The following is an 18966-nucleotide window of genomic DNA, read 5'->3' on the forward strand; positions in this document are numbered from 1 at the left end:
GGGCGTTGCGCGCCGGCTCCACTCGTGGCTTTTCATGTTCTGCAACCGCTTACGCAATGCTCGCGGTGGCGCCTTCGTCGCCGCGAGCCTCCTGCTGTGCCTGCACGGGGCTGCCATCGCGCAACCCGGTGCAGGCGGGTTCGACCTTGAAACCCTGAAAAGCCGCGGCTTGAATCCGGCCATCGCATCGCACTTCAAGAACGGGCCACAATTCATGCCGGGCCAACACACCGTGCACGTGAGCGTCAACGGGCGCAACGTCGGGCGCGCCCTGGCCACATTCGATACCGACGGCAGACTCTGCCTGAGTTCGGAACTGCTGACCTTGGCCGAACTGAAGGTGCCTGAAGCGCAACGCAGCGACCCACAGGCCTGTCCTGACGCATTTCTTCAGGCCTGGCCCACCACCACCATCGCGCTACAGCCCGAACGCATGACCGTGGACATCGTCGCGCCTCCCGGCGCAATGGACCGAGCAGCCACCGCCACGACCTATCAATCGGGGGGACGCGCCGCCATCCTGAACTACGACGTACTGTCCAGCCAGACGCGCCATCTCGGCGGCAAGTCGACATATCTGCAGGCCTATACCGAACTGGGCCTGAACGCGAACGATTGGATCCTGCGCAGCAACAGCACCTATTCCAATAACGGCGGGAAGTCGACGTGGAACCACGTCGATGCTTACGCCCAGCGTACATTGCCCTCTTGGCACACCACCTTTCAGGCGGGGCAAATCAATCTGCGCGGTTCGCTGTTTGCCGGCGTTCCCGTCAACGGCATGCAACTGTTTCCGGAAACCGCATTACAAAGTAGCGAACAGGAAGGCCCGCCCATCACCGGCATCGCCCACACACAGGCCCGAGTCGAAGTCTCGCAGAACGGCATTCCACTGGCGTCCGCCATCGTGCCCCCAGGCCCGTTCACCATGACCGATGTACTGCCCCGCTCATTGACGCAAGACCTCAAGGTTGTGATCCACGAGACCTCGGGCGAAGAGCGTGTGTTCTACGTGCCCGCGGCCGCGTTGCAGGTAGACCGTGTTGGCGCGCCCACTGGATTCACCGGCGGTTTGGGCACGCTGCGCCAAACGGATGCGGGAGGTGGCGGCTCCATGCCGGTCGCGGCGGCCGAATACGGCATCGCGTTGGGCAGGCGCGCCAACATCGCGGCCGGACTATTGCTGACCCAGGACTATCGGTCGCTCGGCGCCCGCTCGGATATGGCTCTGCCCGGCAGCATCCAGGCCGGCGTACAAAGCACTTTCTCGCAAAATTCGCGCACCGGGCGTAGCGGCTCGCAGCACATCGTGTCGGTCTCGGGGCAAGTGCTGCCGGGCGTGTCTTCGAACCTCTCGCTCTTGCGGCGCACCGACGGCTACAGCGAGGTGTTGGACAGCGCCAACAGGCCGACTAGCGGTACGCAGTGGTATCCGCATCTTCGCGAAGACCGTATCAAGCAACAGATCAGCGCAGGGTTGGGCTGGAGCGGATCCACGCTGGGCGGCTTCAATATGAACGTCAGCGAATCCCTGAGTACCCGCGGAAATTCATCGCGTCGCGGCATTTTCAGCTGGGGCAAGAGCTTCGGTCGGGCCAGCGTGTCGCTGTCTTTCGAACGCGACATGGGTTCCAGCCACCGCAATCAGGGCAGCCTCATGTATCTGAACCTGAGCTTGCCCTTGGGCAAGCAAAGGGTCAGCGCGTCGATGCAACGCCAGGACAGCGGCACAAGCTATGGCGTCAATACTGGCGCATCAATCAACGAGCGAAGCAGCTACACCCTCGCGGCCACCACCAGTTCTCACGGCCAGACCAGCTATTCCGGTTCGGTCGGTGTCAATTCGGCCTATACGCATCTGAACCTGGCGGCCAGCAGTTTCAAGGGCGGGTACAGCCATTCCGCACGCATGCGCGGTGGGCTGGTCGGGCACGCACATGGCTTGAGCTTTTCGCCCTACCGGGTGCAGGACACGTTCGCCATCGCATCGGTGGGTGGTCTGTCCGGCATACGCTTGAGCACGCCGGCGGGCAGTGTGTGGACCGACCTCTGGGGCCGGGCCGTCATCCCGTCGCTGCCTGCTTATCGTAACGGGCAGATCCAGGTCGCCACGACATCACTGGCGCGCAACGTGGACTTGATCAACGGCCGCTACAGCCTCGACCCGGCGCGCGGGTCGGTATCGGCCGTGGACTTCAAGGTGGTTACGGTTCGCCGTGCGTTGCTGACCGCCACCTACCCTGACGGCTCGCCGGTGTCCAAGGGCGCGGCCGTGCTGGATGCCAATGGCGTGTTCGTCACGCTGGTGGGCAGCGGCGGCCAGATCTTCCTGCCCGACATGCTGGCAGGGGCCACACCGTTCAGCGTGTCGCCCACGGAAGAAGCGTCGTGCACGCTCGAATTCGACATCGCCGACACACCCGACCTGAACGCGTTGTACGAGCGCACCCAGGCGACGTGCATCCCGTAGCCGCCCCATCCCGCTCATCGCAAAAGGAACCCATGACTCTCGCAAACTCTCGTCTCGTTCGATCGTGCCGGCCCGCGCTGGCGGTGGCAACGCTGCTCGTGACCGCCGCCTGGGCCACGCCCGCGGCGGCGCAAGCATCGCCCTTCCCGCCCATGATGCGCGGAGCAGCCGCGGCGCCGATAGCGGGCTGCATGATGTCATTCGGCCAAGCCACCGTCGACTACGGCAGTTTCACCGCCGGACAACTGACGTTGGACGGCAACCGGCGCTATCAGCTTGAGCCGCGTCTGGTGCCGTTGACCATCAACTGCCCTACTGCCCGCCCCATCGCACTGCGTCTGAACGCCACCGCAGGGCAACATGGCGCCACGAAATTCGCCAGCACCGGCGCGTTGCACATCGTCCTGAGTCACGTCCGGATCGACGGTGATGAAACCCGTCTGGTCAACCCAGACGCGCCTCATGGCGCCCAGCCCCGGATCTCCCTGCGGCCCGGCGACACGGTGATGTTGGAACATGGCCGTGCCGGACGCAGTCTTACCGCCCAGATTGCGTTGAACCCTGAAGTCGCCGATGCCGACGTTCGCGTCGCCGACCAGACGGTATGGTCGGCGACCTTGCAGCTTGAATTGGTGGACATGTAGCGCATGCCCGTTCACCATCCACGCGGTTGAATGCCGGCGCTTACAAAAGCCCGCACAGCTTGAACAGGCCGTTGTCCGTTGTGACCCCCAGCTTGCGATAGGCGGTGCCCTTTTGCGCGCTGATGGTTTTGGGGCTGCGGCCAAACTTGATCGCGATGTCGGAAATGGTCATCCCCGCGAGCAGGCAGCGAATCACTTCACGCTCGCGCCCAGACAACGATGCACCATCCAGCAGGCCGCTTGTCGAGGCGGACAAGGCAGGGTCGGCCGGCGTGTCTCGCGCCAAGGGCTCAATCTGCTCGGTGCTTGCGCCAGACAGCAGGTAAGTCATCTGGGGATCGCAGTAGGTACCGCCCGCCGCCACCTTGCGTAGCGCCAGCACGATTTCCTCTTCGCGCCCGCCCTTGCCCACAAAACCGTGCGCACCGGAACGCAGGGCCAACGCCACCGTGGCCGGATCGTAGAGCGCGGAGAACACCAGAATGCGCGCGTCGGGAAACTTGATGCGCAACATCTTGATCAGCGAAATGCCGTCGACTTCAGTCGGACCTAATGAGTAGTCGATCAACAGCACATCGACGGGTTGATCCACAAGCGTCCGGATCATGTCGCGGCTGGTCTCGAACTCGCCTATGACAAAGATGTCGCGGTTTTGCGACAGGTAGGCGGACATGCCAGCCCGCACCACCGGATGGTCATCCAGGATTGCGATGCGCAACGGATGAAAATTGGATGCTGACAATATGGAATTCCCCGGTAGAGCCCAGATTTTCCACTGTTTCTCGTTGAACGAAAAACCAACGTGGACAAATAGTAACGCAGCCGTTTACACAACCGTAATGAAGATTAGGCGCATGCCTATATCCTAAAAGTCATGCGTTTCCTAGAGTGATTCCTTTGTTCCACCAGAAACTGGATAGTCATGAATCACTCGGTACGCCCCCTGCCCGCTCTGCGATACCTCCTGGCCGCAAGCTTTTTGATCGCCGCCTCCGCCCAAGCCGCTCCCACCGCGGACCTGACAATCACCGGCCGCATCACCCCGCCGTCGTGCAACCTGTCGCTTGACGGCGGAGGCACCCTCGACTTCGGTGAGCACGCATTTAACTCACTCGTTTTCGACGGCACCAAACTTGACTCCAAAACAATTGGCCTGAACATCACGTGCGAGGGCAAGACGCGCGTCGGCCTGCACGTGGTAGACAACCGCGCCAGCAGCAAAGTTCTGAAAGCCTCGTTAAACGTCAATGCATGGGGGTCAAACAACGCCACCATCACCGACGCCTTCATCTTCGGCTTGGGTTCCGTTGCGGGACCCGACAGCACTCAAATTCCTATCGGCGGCTACATGTTCGGCTTCAAGGAAGGCGACGTCCAAGCCGACTTGAACAAAGCCACCGTCCTCTACAGCGCGGACAAACGCACCTGGCTCGCCGAGACCATACAGCGGCAGTTCATCAGCCCCAATTTCACCTACGCCTTCTTCGTGGGTTCGCCAGGTGCCGGTGCCACGCCTGCAGCAGTCGACTCGGTCACTGGCTCGCTTACCGTCACCCCGACGATCAACCGCGCCGCGGCTCTGCCGACCACCGAGGCCATTAACCTGAATGGCAGCGCCACGATCTCGCTGGTTTACCTGTAAGAAGGGTACCGCGGAGGGCGCGCTGTGGCGCACCCTCGCAATCGGGCAAGCCCTTGAAACAAGCGCAGCGTACGGCTGTGCGACCGTTGAAGGCCGCACAGCCTCGCTGCAATTGGGCAACGCCAGAACCAGCTCGTTCGCTGCCTCTCGAGGACGGCATTTGTTGACATCAGGAACGTTCATTATGAAAAATCAATTCTTCGTCGGCGTGGCGTTTGCCACGCTAGCTGCCGCATCGCACGCTGCCGGCAACAGCGATCTCAACGTGACAGGCAAGCTCACGCCGCCAGCATGCAACGCCCATTTTGGCGGCAACGCAACGCTCGACTTTGACTCCATCGTGTTCAACGCCTTGGACAACAATGGGACGAAACTGGGCAGCAAAGACACCGCTCTACAAATCAACTGCGGCGGCCCCACGCGCGTCAGTGTTGTCGCGCTGGATAACCGGGCAGGCTCGGGCATCACGATCCAGGAAGCCCCCAACCTGAACTGGCCGTACCAGAATGACGTGAATGGCCCCAAATATTCCTGGGGGCTGGGTTTTGCAGACGGCAAACAGATCAAGACAGGCGCATTGATTGCATTGATCACCCCGCAGACCACCACGGTCGACGGGGCGGTCCTGACCACAGCGGGAGTGCAGAAGATCCTGGCACGCCCCACAGGCAGTAATAGCTGGTCGGTTGCGTCATCGCATTACTCGCTCAACCTCAGCCCTGACTTTGAATACTCGTTCGGCCCGACAGGCGGACCCGCCGTACCGATTACGAACGCGCAGTTGGCGATCGGGCTCTCCCCCATGATCGGGCAACCATCAACCCTGCCCGCCGCGAACGAAATTCCGCTGGACGGTTCGATCACATTCACGTTGCGTTACCTGTAACCGCGATCCAACCTCACCCGCACGAACCTGCCCCCATTCGCTCACATGACGAAAACCCTGCCACGCCTTTGCGTCGGTCTGGCTCTGGCTGCGGCAAGCACCACGCATGCCGCCACTAACCAGGCCGATCTGGTCATCGGCGGCCAACTCACCCCGCCAGCCTGCAGCATGGGCTTTGGCGGGGCAAGCCCCGTCGACTTTGGCACCCTGCCCTTTCACAGTCTGAACCGCAATGGAACGCTGCTGCCTGAACAGCGTCCACGCCTGGAAATCGCGTGTGGCGGCCCCACGCGCGTCTCTTTCACGGTTCAGGAGAACCGTCCGGATACTGCCATCACGCGTCAGGAAGCCATCGCCAACGACATGCCATGGCCCTATCAAAATCCGCAGAACGGCACGCCTCACGCTTGGGGTTTGGGCCGTATCGACGATGTCAAGATCGGTGCCGTCGTGCTGCTGGTACGTCCCCACGCCACGGTGGTTGACGGCGTCCCGCCCTTCCAAAGTACGTCCATGGTCCTTTCCCGTCCACGCGGCAGCGCAAGCTGGCCTGTTCAGTCCGCCATAGACACCATCAACGTGAATCCGGCGGACGAATACTCGTTCGGCAAAGATGCCACCGCCATGCCCATCACGACAGTATCCGTCAGCTTGGCCGTGACACCCGTGTTGAACGGAACCACTGCCTTGCCGACGTCCAAGGAAATTCCACTGGATGGTTCGGTGACATTCACGTTGCGCTACCTGTAGCCTCGTGGCCCGTGGCCATACAAAAAGGCCCTCGACTTCATTGAAGTCGAGGGCCTTATCGTTTTCATCCCTACCGGATCGGTAGGGATTAGATGGTAATTACCATCAATGTTCTTGGCGGACAGAGGGTCACCCGCACATTCGTCGGCAACCCGCATGAGCCTTACGTTTAGCTTGTACGGGAAATCAAAAATACCCGCCGAAATACCTTCAGAGCATAAGGATAAGTGGGCCACTCACATCGCTACTATCCGCCCTTCGATTGGATAATGACCGCAATTCATTCTGGAGCGGTGTTGTGAGCGACATTAACGGCGCGTTGATCGCGGTGGGCGGAGTAATTTTCGGCGCTATAGCCACCAATTTTTTAGCTGAGGACTACCGCCGCCATCGAGACGGTACCGCGCTCGCAGCAGCAATCGCGGGCGAGCTTGCGGGACATTTCGGAGGGGCCGAAATGCTGAATCCCGCGCTTTGGACGCTTCGCCAAAAGGTAGAGGCGGGCGAACTTCCAAAGATGCCACCCCGCAACACCAGCGAGACGGTGCGCGATCTCATCTACGAGGCGAACGCAGGACGAATCGGCCTCCTGGGAACGGAACATGCTCGCGCGGTCGCTTACGCATATCAGAAGATCGCAGCGTTTCGCCAAGGCTTAAATGTCCTTGTTGACCACTGGAATGGGATGGACAACGAGGAGCGGCTCGGCCGCCTAAATTCCCTGCTCGTCATATTGGATGATGCCGCCGAAAAAGGGGCAGCGACGATTACTGGCCTGGAGGTCTACGCGTCTTCTGGCAACCTCAGAGGATGGCTGCGAACGTTCGCCCTATACCAAGTCGTGGCCACAAGGTTTCACGCGCGGCGTCAGAAGCCACCGACAGCCTTTTAATTTGACGAACCGGGCAACGGCGACGCCCGCGCCGCGCCAGGCGCCGCCGGCATGCACATATTGGCTAGGCTCGGCGGTCCAGAGGCGGGGCAGAAGAGGCGCGCACGTCTGAAACCAGCAGGCAAAAGCGGCGTTTCCAATATTTCGGGAGGGGCTGGGAAAAACCTAACCTTCCTAACCACACATAGCGAACAGCCCGGAGAACCTTTATTCATGCGGGTTTCCGGACTCTCGAAAAACCTAACCTTTTTCTAACCAAAGCCTAACCCGGTTAGGTTTCTATACCCTAACCTTTTAAAAAATAGATATCTATACAAATCAATGACTTACGGATTGGTTAGGATTTAGGTTAGGTGAGGTTAGGTTTTAACCCTAACCAATATTATTTATATAGATCAATGACTTAAATTATGTTTTCGCGCCCGGTTAGGAAGGTTAGGTTTTTCCCAGCCCCTCCCTCAATCTGCGAAAATTCCACGCTGGCCCCGTCAAAGACGCTCGGTCGCAGTCTCCTGTGCCTTGAACCGTCCCACACCTATCAATGTTTGGTAAAGACACAGCAAGCCGCCGGCCGCCTCATGTAGATTGTTTTGCGAATAGGGAATGAAGTTGGAAAAGCGATATCAAATCTTCGTCAGCAGCACCTTCCGCGATCTCGAACAAGAGCGACAGGAGGTGATGCATGCACTTTTGGAGCTGGACTGCATTCCTTCGGGAATGGAGCTATTCCCAGCCGCAGATGAGACGCAATGGAGTCTCATCCAACGGGTTATTGACGACTGCGATTACTACGTTCTGATCCTAGGGGGCAGGTACGGGTCAATCGGCCCGGAAGGCATCAGCTATACGGAGATGGAATATCGGTACGCCTTGTCGAAGAAAAAGCCGACGATTGCGTTTTTGCACCGGGACCCAGGAAAGATAATTGCGGACAACACCGAGGCCACAGCGGAAGGGAAGGCCAAGCTCCAGTCGTTCCGTGAATCCGTAGAGAAGAGGCTCTGCAAGCACTGGTCTAGTCCACAGGAACTCGGATCGGTCGTCAGCCGAAGCCTGATTCAACTAATCAAGTCCACTCCCGCCGTGGGGTGGGTTAGGGCTAATGAGTTGGCAGATCGAGAGGCCACCACTGAACTCCTTAAGTTGCGCCGACAAGTCGAAGAACTACAAAGCGAGCTTGACCGCGCTCGTACATCTGCCCCACGGGGATCAGAGGATCTAGCTCAGGGTGATGAATATCACCAAATTAAGTACGGGTTCCAGACCTACGATCGCCATTTCACCACCCAAAAATGGACCGCCCACTTTAGCGCCAGCTGGAATGAAATTTTTGCAGCTATCGCACCGTTAATGATCCACGAGGCGAGCGACGGAACATTAAGAAAGGCGCTAAACCTCTTCGTTCAACATAAGAACATGGAGCGCCTGGAAAAAACTAAGAAGTTTTCCGGACTCAAGCTGCAAGGGTTCGTGCTTCACCCGGACGACTTCCAAACAGTGAAAGTTCAGCTCCGTGCTCTTGGCCTAATTGCCAAGAACGACAAACCCAGAAGTGTTAAGGACGTCGACACTTATTGGACGCTCACCCCGTATGGAGACGAAGTGATGACCCGGTTGCGCGCCATACGTCGCCAAGAAGAAGACGAATCAACTATCAGCGACGAAGCAACGGCTGAAGACTAGGATTATTGACCCCGGCTACGTGTCGCAAAATTGCGTCGATCCTGCGTCGTTGTGCGTCATGTGGACATCGCGACCAGCGCCCCGCAGAGGCGCGCCAACCCTGGCGCCAAGGGGCGACGCATAGTCGAGTCTTTTCTTGCAGATTTAGCGCGCAGGCGCGGCGGGGGGAGAACTGCGCGCCAGACCTCGCAGCAGGCGAAATGCTGTATATTTATACAGTATTGCGAGACGCCCCATGGACTTCTTTGACCGACCACCACCCGCTCCCCTGCCTGCGGCCCGCATACGCGAGCTGTACGCCCGCAATCCCACCGCTGAGGCGTGCGCTATGGCGTGGGAGATTTGGCGCCTGCAGCGCGTCGTTGTGGCCCTTGAAGCGGGCTTGCGTAGCGCGGCCGGCCTGCGCCACCGTCAGGACATTCTTGACCGCATAGCGGAGCTGCAGGATTACCTGGTGGGAGAGCCGTGCTTGAATGAAGCGCACGCAGTAAAGCCAGGTGCGAAGCGCGGCGGGCAGCGCTAGAGCGCACGGCACAGACGAAAAAAAGCCCCGCATGCGGGGCTGATCGTCATCGAAAGCAGCGCCTTCAGATGAGGGGCGGACGAGTGCCGGCGTCGTCGTCGGTCTCGCCACCGACGACATAGGGCTTGAACTGCATTACCGGCACCCCAAGCCACGCATTCAATTCGGACAGTCTGGCTTGAAGTGGTGCAATCTCGTTGCGCGCGAACACCTGGGCAGCAGGCATCACAGCGCCAAATCCGCCCGTGTTGCCCGGCACGATGCCCATGAGCTGCGGTGGCACGCGGTGGGCCGCGAGCACATCGTCACGGGTGACCGCCTTGATGTTCAAGAATTCATCCTTCGCCGCCACCTCGCTGAGCGGAATAATCTGCATGCCGTCCTTTTTTCCGTTGGGTGAGTGGAGAAACAGATTGCGGAAGTTGCCCCGCCCTTTGGCGTTCTTCAGAGCCGTGCGGATGGAATCCACATCTTCCTGGCTGGCCCCGTCATCGGTGAAGTACATGATGAACCCGGCGTGACTACCGTTGTTGTAGTAGCGCCGCCGGAACAACGTGGCGCTCTCATTCAACCAGGCGCTTTGCAACGTGCTGAGATATTCGGGAAGCCCATAAACCTCCTGATTGATATCGGCCTCGCGCAAATGCCAGACACTGCCAGGTTCGAATGGATGCTCAATGCGCGAGTGCGGCACGAAGAAGTGGGTGCTAGGTTCCACACCTACGCGGGTGAATTTCGCCAGCGAATGACGCAAGCCAACCACCTTTCCCGTGCGACTAAGACGCCGCTCAATGAACGCGTTGCCAAAGGTCAGGAAATTAAGTGCAAGCTCCTTGACCGTGGCTGTGGGCAATAACGGATGCGGAATGTATGTGCTGGCCACAACGTTTGCCTTGAAGTAAATGGCGCTGCTGTGGTGCGTGCTGGCGCGGAAGGACTTGGCCAGGCCTTCAAAACTAACAGGCGGTTCATACCATCGCCCGTTGTCCAAGCACTCCAAGTAATCCAAAATGTCGCGCCGGTCCATGACGGGCACAGCGTCGTCAAACGAAAAGGTGTCCGCAGTCACTCGCGAAGCAACGCCGGCGCTGCGGGCCATTGGGGCGCCGTGATGATCGACAAGGGTACTCATGAATTGATCTCCAAGATTGTCCGGCCTGCGCTATCGCCCGCCAGGGATTCATAATCGAGCGAGTGCATGCACGCCCATGCAAGGTCCGCATGGCTCGTTTCTTTTGCGCGCCCGGCGGTATAGGTCACGGCGTTGCCGCTCGCGGTAACGGTCTTGCGGATAGCCATAAACGCGGCCGCGATATCGTTCATGCCCGCGTCAAACAGAAACCGGCCCGCGCGTATCAGCTCTTGCGCCTTGAGTACAAGACGTGTCTTCACTTCCGGGCTGTAGATGATCTTCCGCACGCGAGGAAAGAACTTTTTCACGAGCTGATAGACACCATGCCCCAGGCCTGTTGCGTCAATCGCAATGTCGACAACGTTGTATTGCTGCATGAGCTTCTTGATGCGGTCGGCCTGGTCCTCAAACTCTTCGCCGCGTAGCTGGTAACGCTCAAGGACGCGAAAGGGACCGCCCGGCTTCGTCGGCAAGGCCATGACGACAAGGCCAGCCGAGTCGCCGGATAGCGAAGGGTCGTAGCCAATGGAGACGGGATGCAGGCCATAACGCCGCAACCCAAACCAATTCACATCCGTCCAATCAACCATGGCATCGACCATGCACGATTGCATGACCTTCAACGGGAACACACTGGCCGTATCGTCAATGAACTCGCACATGAGCAGGTTGGCGAATTCATCTGGGCTGTATTCAAGCCTCAGCTCGTCGATGTCGAAGAGGTTGCAGCCCCCTGCCTCCGCGTCCAGGATGGTGACGATCTGCCGCCACTTCCGATCTGCTGCAAGCATGCCGTCCTTCAAGGTGGCATGGCCGACATCGATGGGCGCGCGCTCGGCTTTCGGACGGCGCTGGTTGAACTGGTCGCCGTTCCAGAGCTTGAAAGCCTCATGTGACATTGAGGACGGCGTACTGAAATACGTCTTGCGGTATTGCTTATGCAGCGCCATCGCGCTGGCGACCTTATTCAGCTCAGTGAAGCGGGGCACCCAAAAATATTCATCGAAATAGAAGTTGCCATGGTGGCCCTGGGCGGTGCGAGCGTTCGTGCCTAGAAATATGAGCTGTGCGCCATTTGGCAAAACGATGGGGTCGCCCTTCAAGTCTACGTCTGCATGCTCACGCGCGAAGGCAATGATGTACTGCTTGAAGACATGCGCCTGGGCCTTCGATGCAGACAGGAAAATTTGATTGCGCCCGGTGGCGATGGCGTCAAGCAAGGCTTCGCGGGCGAAGTACCAGGTCGCGCCAATCTGTCGGCTCTTCAGGATCATGCGGGTGCGTTGATCCGCGTTGCGGTGCCAGACCTTCTGGTAGCCAAAGATCTCGCGCTCGAAGGCCTGCAACAGCTTGGCCGCCTGTTCTTCGCTAATGGCGTTTCGCTCGGCCTTTTTCTTCGGGCTTGCGTTGCGGCGTTCGATATTCGGATTCAGATCCGATTCCCTGCCGCCGCTTTCATACCGGCGCACGCGCGTGGTGCGCTCAAGCTGGCGGCCTAGAAGGTCGATCTCTTTGAAGTCGATGCCTTCCTTGCGGTCCTTAGCGATCAGCGTGGCGAGCCTGGTTTCGAGGCTGCTTTCGATCTTCTGCGCTGCGGTCGCCTCGTCCCATTTATCGCGCGTCTTCCAGCTATGAACCGTCGTGCGCTTCTCACCCAGCTCACGGGCGATAGATGACACGCGCCACCCCATCCAGTAGAGATGTCGCGCGCGGCGGCGAGGGTCGAAAGGTTCCGTGATTTGCAACATGGTGGCCATGCTGCCGGGAATCTTCGCGCGCGCGTGAGAAGGGGTGTTGTCGCTGCGCGATGCACATCCTTACATCGTGGCGCGCACCCGGCACAGCGGCCAACATGGCAACACTGAAAGACCGCCACCACGCACATCAACCACTCAGCGAGATACCCGCCATGAGCAAGAAGTTTTTCCGCATTGCCCAGGAAGGCCAGACTACCGATGGCCGCGTCATCGAACGAAAATGGCTGCACGAAATCGCAGAGACCTACGACCCGAAGAAGTATGGCGCTCGCATCAATCTCGAACACATCCGGGGCCTGCTGCCGGACAGCCCTTTCAAGGCGTATGGCGACGTCTTGGCGGTCAAGGTGGAAGACAACGCCGAGGGCAAGGCGGAATTGTTCGCCCAGCTCGACCCAACCCCGGAACTGATCGCGTTCAACAAAGCGCGTCAGAAGGTCTACACGTCCATTGAAATTGATCCCGACTTCGCGGGAACGGGCAAGTGTGGACTGATGGGCCTGGCCGTTACGGACTCGCCCGCTAGCCTGGGCACCGACTATCTGGCTTTCTGCGCCGGCATCAAAGACCCGGCCAGCAGCCCGCTGGCACATAAGAAGCAGAAGCCCACCAACCTGTTCACCACCGCTGAGCTGGTGGCGCTGGACTTCAGCGCTGAGACGGCTGAAGAACCCGACGAATCCACGAAGACCTTTTTCGGAAACCTGGGCAAGCTATTCAGCTTCTTGAACGGCCAGCAGGTTCCGGCGACGAAGCCCGAACAGACGGCCAGCCTGCCGGCGGGCATGAGCGAATTTTCCGCCGAACTGCGCAAAAACCTGGAAACGTTCGCCACAGCCAAGGACGCCGAAATCAAAGCGGTGCGGGACGACTTGGCGACCTTCAAGAAGAGCGCCGTTTCGCGTGAAGAATTCGATGCGCTGCGCAAGGAACTCGACTCTACCGACCGCAACCACAACAAGCGCCCGACCGCGACCGGCGGTAGTGGTGAAGTCGAAACCGACTGCTAAGCCCAAATTCCCAATTCAGGAGCAACACCCATGCGTAACGAAACCCGCAAGCAGTTTGACAAGTACCGGGCGCGCGTCGCCCAATTGAACGGCGTATCCGACACGTCGGCGTCCTTCTCCGTTGATCCTTCCATCCAACAGACGATGGAGCAGAAAATTCAGGAAAGCTCTGCCTTCCTGACCTCCATCAACATGCCCATCGTCGTGGATCAGATCGGCGAGAAAATCGGCCTGGGCGTCTCCGGCCCCTCGGCCAGCCGCACCGACACAACGACGAAGAGCCGCGAAACGCGCGACATCACCGCCTTCGATCCGAACGGCTACCAGTGCGTCAAGACCAACTTCGATACGCACCTGAAATACGCCAAGCTCGACGCCTGGGCGCGGCACAAGGCCTTTCAGAACATGGTCCGTGACGCCGTGCTGAAGCGCCAAGCCCTGGATCGCATCATGGTGGGCTGGAATGGTACGCACGCCGCCGCTGACACCAGCTTGGCGCAATACCCGCTGCTGCAGGACGTCAACAAGGGATGGCTGCAAAAGATGCGCGAGCGCGCTGCGTCCCGCGTGATTAGCGAAGGCGCCGCATCGGGCAGCAAGGTCCGGATCGGCAAGGGCGGTGACTTCGCCAACATCGACGCCGCCGTTTTTGATCTGGTCACCGCGCTGGACCCGTGGTTTCAAGACGACACCGAGCTGGTCGCAATCGTCGGGCGCGGCCTGCTGCACGACAAGTATTTCCCGCTCGTCAACAACAGCGAGGCCGCCACCGAAAAGGTCGCCACCGACATCATCATGAGCCAGAAGCGTGTCGGCGGTCAGCGCGCTGTCACCGTGCCGTTCTTCCCGGCCGGCACCGTGATGCTCACACGCCTGGACAACCTGTCCATCTATGTGCAGGAAGGAAGCCGCCGCCGCCACATCAAGGAAGCGCCGGAGCGCGATCGCGTCGAATTCTACGAGTCGTCCAACGAAGACTATGCGCTGGAAGACTACGGTTGCTGCGCGCTGCTGGAAAACCTCCAGTTGCTGGACGCGGAAGGCAACCCCATCGGTGAAGGTGGCGAATAATGGCCGGCCTGGTCAAACGGCATCAGATGCGTGTGGCGGCGGCGCTCGCCGCTGCGGCGCGGCCGGCCGATGCCCCCGCCCCGACTTCCGGCCCCTATGAACTGATGATGCATGCGTTGGTGAACGACCGACGGACGCTCAAGTCGGTGCAGTCCATCGAACGCAAGATCGAACTCAAGCGCGAGATGCTGGGCAAGTACCGCGACTATGTGCAGGGCGTGCTGGGCGTTGACAAGGGCGGCCAGGACGATGTGATTGTCACGGTGATGGTGTGGCTGCTGGACACGCTGCAATTTCGTCCGGCGCTGGATATCGGTGCCTACGTGCTGCGTCACGACATCAAGCTGCCTGCGCACTACAACCGCGACGTTGCAACGCTGCTGCTGGATGAAGTCACGGATGCTGTCTTGGGCGGCCGAATGGCGCCAGACGAGCGCCTGTTCGATGAGCTGCTGACGCTCCAAGTGCTCACCGATGACCATGACGCGCCCGACCAAGCCCGCGCCAAGCTTCACCGCGTGATGGGTGAAACCCTCACGCACCTGGCGGGCGACCTGGCCGACGACGACGCCCGCCGCATGGCTGCCGCCGCGCTGCAGCACCTGAACCGCGCCAAGCAGCTCGACGCGGCGGTTGGCGTGGTCAAGCTCATCGAAAAGCTGGAACGCAAGATCAAGAAAGCCGAAGGCGGCGCGCCGTCCCAGGCCGGCGAGGAAGGCCAGCCGCCGACCGCGCCCGCCCGGGGGGAAGATGCGCCGCCCCAGGCATAACCGAGTGCCCCCAACGCACACGGCGGCGCGGGGCTGAAGGTGGGCATTGCCCGACCGGACGCCCCGCCCACCGCCGATCACTGACACGCAGAGATGAGCTTCGTCGCCACCACCCCCAAGCCTGCCAATGAGAGCACCATCGAGAACGATGGTTTCTGGCCTGACGTCAGCCCGTCTGACGCGCGCGCCGCTATGCGTCTGGACGACGGAACCGTGACAGCGGTTCGGCTGCGTCAAGCGCTAGTCACCGCGATTCTCGAAGTGGGCCGAGACCTGGTGGACTGGACCGAGGCACGCCGAGCCGAGGGGTATACGACGCTTGGCGACGTGCCAAGCCGTACGGTCATCGATGGCAAGTCAATGCTGCTGCACAGCTACATGCAAGCCGTCTACTGCTACGCCAAGGCCTCGCTTATCGAGCGCATGCCGGACTACGACGTATCGGCCGCAGGGCAGCGCAAGCAGGAAGCGTTGTCCGATGCGCCGGCTGATCTGCGGCGTGACGCACTGTGGGCAATTTCGCTCATCAAGGGCCGCTCGCGCAGCACGGTGGAGCTTATCTGATGCAAGTGCGCGCGCTCCAAGGTGACACCGTGGACGCCCTGTGCTGGCGGCATCTGGGCACCACGCGCGACGTGGTGGAACAAACCTACGAACTCAATCCCGGCCTGGCCGACCTGGGCGCGGTGCTGCCGCATGGCCAGGTCGTGACGCTGCCGGACACCCCCCCTCAACCATCGGCGGCGCCTGCCGTCAAACTTTGGGACTGATCCAATGGCCGAACCATCGACCGTATCGGGCGCCGTGGCCACCACGCTGGTATCTGGCGCGGCCCTGTCGCAAATTTTGCCCCTCATCGATGCCAACGCCGCCTTTGGCGCGGTCATGGGCGCGGCGCTGGTCGCAAGCACGAAGAAAGACCTCACCGCGTGGAAGCGCTTTGCGTCATTCCTCGTGTCCGGGTTGTGCGGCTACGGCGGGGCGGGTGAGATCGTGGCCCGCGAGCTGGCAAAGGAAACCTTTCTGCCCGCCTTGATCGGTGCCGTCGTCATCGTGCCGCTGGCGTTGAAGCTGCTGGCCAAGGCTCCGGACTTTGACCTAAGCGGCATTTTCCGCGCCTTTGGGGAAAAGAAATGACCGACCTGCACCACACCCCTTCCCTGTCCGCCATAGCCGTTGCCTGCGCCGTCCTGTATGCCCTGACGGCCGGCCGCTTCCTCTGGTATCGGCCCAATGGTGCGCGCCATCGCCGCGCCCTGTCTTGCTTGGCAAGTGTCCTGATTGCGGCCCTTTTGTGCCGCGCGGTAGAAATCCTGCTTCTGCGCTCCCCCGCAAGCGCTTCAGAGCTAGTCATTGCCTGCCTGCTTTGTGCATGCGCCTGGAGCGTGCGCGGCAACCTCGCAGCGCTCGCGCGGGGGGATTCCGATGTCTGACATCTTGCGCAAAGGTGACATTGGCCAGGCCGTGGCCGACCTTCAAGCCGATCTCCGCCGCGCCGGCTATGCCGTGGCGCGCACGTCGATCTATGACGACGGCACACGCGATGCGGTAGTAACGCTTCAAGCGGCCGCCGGCCTGGTCGTGGATGGCGTGTACGGCCCGAAGAGCCGCGCCGCGCTCGCAAACTTCGACGTTTCCCGCATGCTGCGCGAATCCGACCTGATCGCGGCCGCTGAGCGCCTGGGCGTATCCCTGGCCAGCATCAAGGCAGTCAACGAGGTGGAATCTCGCGGGCGCGGCTTTCTGGCCGATGGGCGGCCGGTCATCCTGTTTGAGCGTCATGTCTTTTGGCGGCAGCTCGCTGCCCACGGCGTGGACCCGACCCGGCACACCGAGCGCCCGGCAATCCTGAACCGTCAGCGCGGCGGCTACGCGGGCGGAGCAGCCGAGTATGTTCGGCTGGCCAGCGCCATGCAGATACATGCGGCGGCCGCTCAAGAATCGGCAAGTTGGGGAGCGTTCCAAGTAATGGGTTATCACTGGAATGCGCTGGGCTTCGCAGATATCGAGTCCTTTGTTGCGACCCAGCACCGCAGCGAAGGCGATCAACTGGCCACCTTCACCGCCTTCGTGCTGGCCGACACGGCGCTACACCGCGCATTAAAGGCAAGGAAATGGGCGCAGTTTGCCCGTCTCTATAACGGTCCTGCATACGCGGAAAACCTGTACGACACAAAGCTTGCCCGCGCCTATGCGCGCTTCGCGGGCGAGACGCTGGATGCGGCAACATGAGCGCCATTCTCCGAACCCTGACGCCCTACGCCATCTCCCTGGTGCTGGCCGCGCTTTTATGGTTTCAGCGCGGCCAGATCGAGAGTCAGGACATTGCCCTCAAGGCTTACGGCGAAACCCTCCAGAATCAGGCAAACGAGCTGGCAAGCCTGGCAGACCGGATCACGGGCCAGCGCTTAGACCTGATGCAGTTGGAGCGCACCCAAGACGAGTTTCGCAACGCGCTAGACCTGCGCACGTTCGACATCGAAAGGCTGAAAAATGAAAATCCGGAAGTTCGCAGTTGGGCTGATTCTCTGCTGCCTGATCCTATTGCAAGGCTGCGCGAACGTCCCGCCATCACCGGGGCCGCGGCTTACGCTGAATACCTGCGCACCCGTGACGCCGTGCACCCTGCCGGCGGCAGCGCCCCGCACTGACGGGGACTTGAATCTACAGATTGACCGCGTTGAGGCCGCCTGGGCGATCTGCGCGGCAAAGGTAGACAGCATCATCAAATGTCAGAGCGAGGCGGGCCATGCGCAAAGCCAATGAACTGCGTGAGTACCTGACTAGGCACAACCGCTTTTTGAGCGAAAACCCCGACCGGCTGCATGTATTCGTTGAGCAGGGAAGCGTTGTTAGCACCGCAAGCCGAAACCTGTCGCACGAATACCGATTCACCCTCACCATCGTGGTGACGGACTACGCCGGTCCCACCGATGCCATCATGCTTCCCTTGCTGGCCTGGATTCGGATCAAGCAGCCCGAGTTGCTGGCAAACAAGGATCGACGTGAAAACGCAATCAGCTTTGACGTGGAACTGCTGAATCACGACACGGCCGACGTAGAAATAAAACTGCCCCTAACAGAGCGCGTCGTCGTTAGGACGTCACCCGACGGCGGCGCACTCGTGGTCGAGCATGTGGACGAACCGGCCGACCCGGAAACACCCACCGAACTGGAAGAGATGGAGATCACGATTCCAGGCACCGATCCGATCACAGTCCACGTTCCCGCCTGGCCTCATCCGTATGAGTGACGACTTCAGCGACGTGCAGGCGTGGGCGGCGGCGCTAATGGCCCAGCTCCGACCGGCAGAACGCCGTCGCGTTAACCGTGCGGTCGCGGTGGAGCTTCGCCGTAGCGAAAGCTTGCGCATCGCCACCCAGCAGAACCCGGACGGCACGCCATACGCACCGCGCACCGCCAAGAAGAATCTGCGCAGCAAGGTCGGTGGCATTCGTCGCCGGATGTTCAGCCGGTTGCGCACCGCGCGTTACCTTCGCGTGCAGGCCACCGACACCGAAGCCATCGTTGGGTATACCGGCTCAATCGCGCGCATCGCGCTCGTTCACCAGGAAGGCCGCACCGACCAGCCCGCACCTGGTCAAAAGGCCGTCCGTTATCCGCGCCGCAAGCTGTTGGGATTTACGCGGCAAGAGCGTGAGGCAGTCCTAGACACCTTAGCGCGACACCTGGCAGGACATCAGCTGTAGAACGGCCATATACAAAGCGCGTTCCG

General features: G+C 60.5%; 22 protein-coding genes. 19 read left to right on the plus strand and 3 right to left on the minus strand.

Features of this window, described 5'->3' with window-relative positions:
* Nucleotides 1–34: 34 nt before the first annotated feature.
* Together WBR68_RS16850 and WBR68_RS16855 are read left to right on the plus strand one after the other, a co-directional pair.
* Nucleotides 35–2470, plus strand: a complete 2436-nt coding sequence (locus WBR68_RS16850) for a fimbria/pilus outer membrane usher protein (RefSeq protein WP_230694779.1) — start codon at nucleotides 35–37, stop codon at nucleotides 2468–2470.
* A gap of 32 nt (nucleotides 2471–2502) precedes the next feature.
* Nucleotides 2503–3114 carry a hypothetical protein gene (locus WBR68_RS16855; protein WP_230694780.1) on the plus strand — a complete coding sequence of 204 codons (612 nt, stop codon included), beginning with the start codon at nucleotides 2503–2505 and terminating at the stop codon, nucleotides 3112–3114.
* Between the two features lie 40 nt (nucleotides 3115–3154).
* On the opposite strand, the gene WBR68_RS16860 is transcribed toward WBR68_RS16855, so the two are convergent.
* A complete protein-coding gene (locus tag WBR68_RS16860) occupies nucleotides 3155–3856 on the minus strand; it encodes a response regulator transcription factor (protein ID WP_050447151.1) in 702 nt (233 codons plus the stop codon).
* Between the two features lie 180 nt (nucleotides 3857–4036).
* Between WBR68_RS16860 and WBR68_RS16865 the strand changes: the two genes are divergently transcribed.
* From WBR68_RS16865 to WBR68_RS16885, 5 genes are all read left to right on the plus strand, one after another.
* Nucleotides 4037–4756 carry a DUF1120 domain-containing protein gene (locus WBR68_RS16865; protein ID WP_050447150.1) on the plus strand — a complete coding sequence of 240 codons (720 nt, stop codon included), beginning with the start codon at nucleotides 4037–4039 and terminating at the stop codon, nucleotides 4754–4756.
* A 184-nt stretch (nucleotides 4757–4940) separates the two neighbouring features.
* Nucleotides 4941–5642 carry a DUF1120 domain-containing protein gene (locus WBR68_RS16870; protein WP_230694781.1) on the plus strand — a complete coding sequence of 234 codons (702 nt, stop codon included), beginning with the start codon at nucleotides 4941–4943 and terminating at the stop codon, nucleotides 5640–5642.
* 45 nt (nucleotides 5643–5687) lie between these two features.
* Complete coding sequence (locus tag WBR68_RS16875; protein WP_230694782.1) at nucleotides 5688–6392, plus strand: DUF1120 domain-containing protein; 705 nt, start codon at nucleotides 5688–5690, stop codon at nucleotides 6390–6392.
* A 298-nt stretch (nucleotides 6393–6690) separates the two neighbouring features.
* Entirely contained in the window at nucleotides 6691–7284 is a 594-nt protein-coding gene (locus WBR68_RS16880; RefSeq protein WP_230694783.1) for a hypothetical protein, read from the plus strand.
* 603 nt (nucleotides 7285–7887) lie between these two features.
* Nucleotides 7888–8967 carry a DUF4062 domain-containing protein gene (locus tag WBR68_RS16885; RefSeq protein ID WP_230694784.1) on the plus strand — a complete coding sequence of 360 codons (1080 nt, stop codon included), beginning with the start codon at nucleotides 7888–7890 and terminating at the stop codon, nucleotides 8965–8967.
* A 587-nt stretch (nucleotides 8968–9554) separates the two neighbouring features.
* On the opposite strand, the gene WBR68_RS16890 is transcribed toward WBR68_RS16885, so the two are convergent.
* Nucleotides 9555–10622: a phage portal protein gene (locus WBR68_RS16890; protein ID WP_230694785.1), complete on the minus strand. Its 1068-nt coding sequence runs from the start codon at nucleotides 10620–10622 to the stop codon at nucleotides 9555–9557.
* Nucleotides 10619–12370 carry a terminase large subunit domain-containing protein gene (locus WBR68_RS16895; RefSeq protein WP_230694867.1) on the minus strand — a complete coding sequence of 584 codons (1752 nt, stop codon included), beginning with the start codon at nucleotides 12368–12370 and terminating at the stop codon, nucleotides 10619–10621. Before WBR68_RS16895 ends, WBR68_RS16890 begins: the two co-directional genes overlap by 4 nt.
* Nucleotides 12371–12531: 161 nt before the next feature.
* Here WBR68_RS16895 and WBR68_RS16900 point away from each other — a divergent pair, with 161 nt between their 5' ends.
* From WBR68_RS16900 to WBR68_RS16955, 12 genes are all read left to right on the plus strand, one after another.
* Nucleotides 12532–13389, plus strand: coding sequence for a GPO family capsid scaffolding protein (locus WBR68_RS16900; protein WP_230694786.1), 858 nt, complete (start codon nucleotides 12532–12534; stop codon nucleotides 13387–13389).
* Between the two features lie 30 nt (nucleotides 13390–13419).
* Nucleotides 13420–14460: a phage major capsid protein, P2 family gene (locus WBR68_RS16905; protein WP_230694787.1), complete on the plus strand. Its 1041-nt coding sequence runs from the start codon at nucleotides 13420–13422 to the stop codon at nucleotides 14458–14460.
* A complete protein-coding gene (gene gpM, locus WBR68_RS16910; protein WP_230694788.1) occupies nucleotides 14460–15230 on the plus strand; it encodes a phage terminase small subunit in 771 nt (256 codons plus the stop codon). The genes WBR68_RS16905 and gpM overlap by 1 nt, the downstream gene beginning before the upstream one ends.
* Before the next feature lie 93 nt (nucleotides 15231–15323).
* Entirely contained in the window at nucleotides 15324–15794 is a 471-nt protein-coding gene (locus WBR68_RS16915; protein ID WP_230694789.1) for a head completion/stabilization protein, read from the plus strand.
* Nucleotides 15794–16000, plus strand: a complete 207-nt coding sequence (locus WBR68_RS16920; RefSeq protein ID WP_230694790.1) for a tail protein X — start codon at nucleotides 15794–15796, stop codon at nucleotides 15998–16000. The genes WBR68_RS16915 and WBR68_RS16920 overlap by 1 nt, the downstream gene beginning before the upstream one ends.
* A gap of 4 nt (nucleotides 16001–16004) precedes the next feature.
* Nucleotides 16005–16367 (plus strand): putative holin, encoded by a 363-nt coding sequence (locus WBR68_RS16925; RefSeq protein ID WP_230694791.1) that lies wholly within the window; start codon nucleotides 16005–16007, stop codon nucleotides 16365–16367.
* Complete coding sequence (locus WBR68_RS16930) at nucleotides 16364–16663, plus strand: phage holin family protein (protein ID WP_230694792.1); 300 nt, start codon at nucleotides 16364–16366, stop codon at nucleotides 16661–16663. The genes WBR68_RS16925 and WBR68_RS16930 overlap by 4 nt, the downstream gene beginning before the upstream one ends.
* Nucleotides 16656–17462 (plus strand): N-acetylmuramidase domain-containing protein, encoded by an 807-nt coding sequence (locus WBR68_RS16935; RefSeq protein WP_230694793.1) that lies wholly within the window; start codon nucleotides 16656–16658, stop codon nucleotides 17460–17462. The genes WBR68_RS16930 and WBR68_RS16935 overlap by 8 nt, the downstream gene beginning before the upstream one ends.
* On the plus strand, nucleotides 17459–17881 hold the full coding sequence (lysB, locus tag WBR68_RS16940; RefSeq protein WP_230694794.1) for an Rz-like lysis system protein LysB: 423 nt from the start codon (nucleotides 17459–17461) through the stop codon (nucleotides 17879–17881). The genes WBR68_RS16935 and lysB overlap by 4 nt, the downstream gene beginning before the upstream one ends.
* Nucleotides 17775–17996 (plus strand): Rz1-like lysis system protein LysC, encoded by a 222-nt coding sequence (lysC, locus tag WBR68_RS16945; protein ID WP_230694795.1) that lies wholly within the window; start codon nucleotides 17775–17777, stop codon nucleotides 17994–17996. The genes lysB and lysC overlap by 107 nt, the downstream gene beginning before the upstream one ends.
* The gene (locus WBR68_RS16950; protein WP_230694796.1) at nucleotides 17980–18483 is read left to right on the plus strand and encodes a phage tail protein; all 504 of its coding nucleotides are present in this window, start codon (nucleotides 17980–17982) and stop codon (nucleotides 18481–18483) included. The genes lysC and WBR68_RS16950 overlap by 17 nt, the downstream gene beginning before the upstream one ends.
* Nucleotides 18476–18940, plus strand: a complete 465-nt coding sequence (locus WBR68_RS16955; RefSeq protein WP_230694797.1) for a phage virion morphogenesis protein — start codon at nucleotides 18476–18478, stop codon at nucleotides 18938–18940. The genes WBR68_RS16950 and WBR68_RS16955 overlap by 8 nt, the downstream gene beginning before the upstream one ends.
* Nucleotides 18941–18966 lie beyond the last annotated feature (26 nt).

The organism is Achromobacter sp. JD-1, assembly GCF_038594925.1.
GTDB classification, from domain to species: Bacteria; Pseudomonadota; Gammaproteobacteria; order Burkholderiales; family Burkholderiaceae_B; genus Achromobacter; species Achromobacter spanius_C.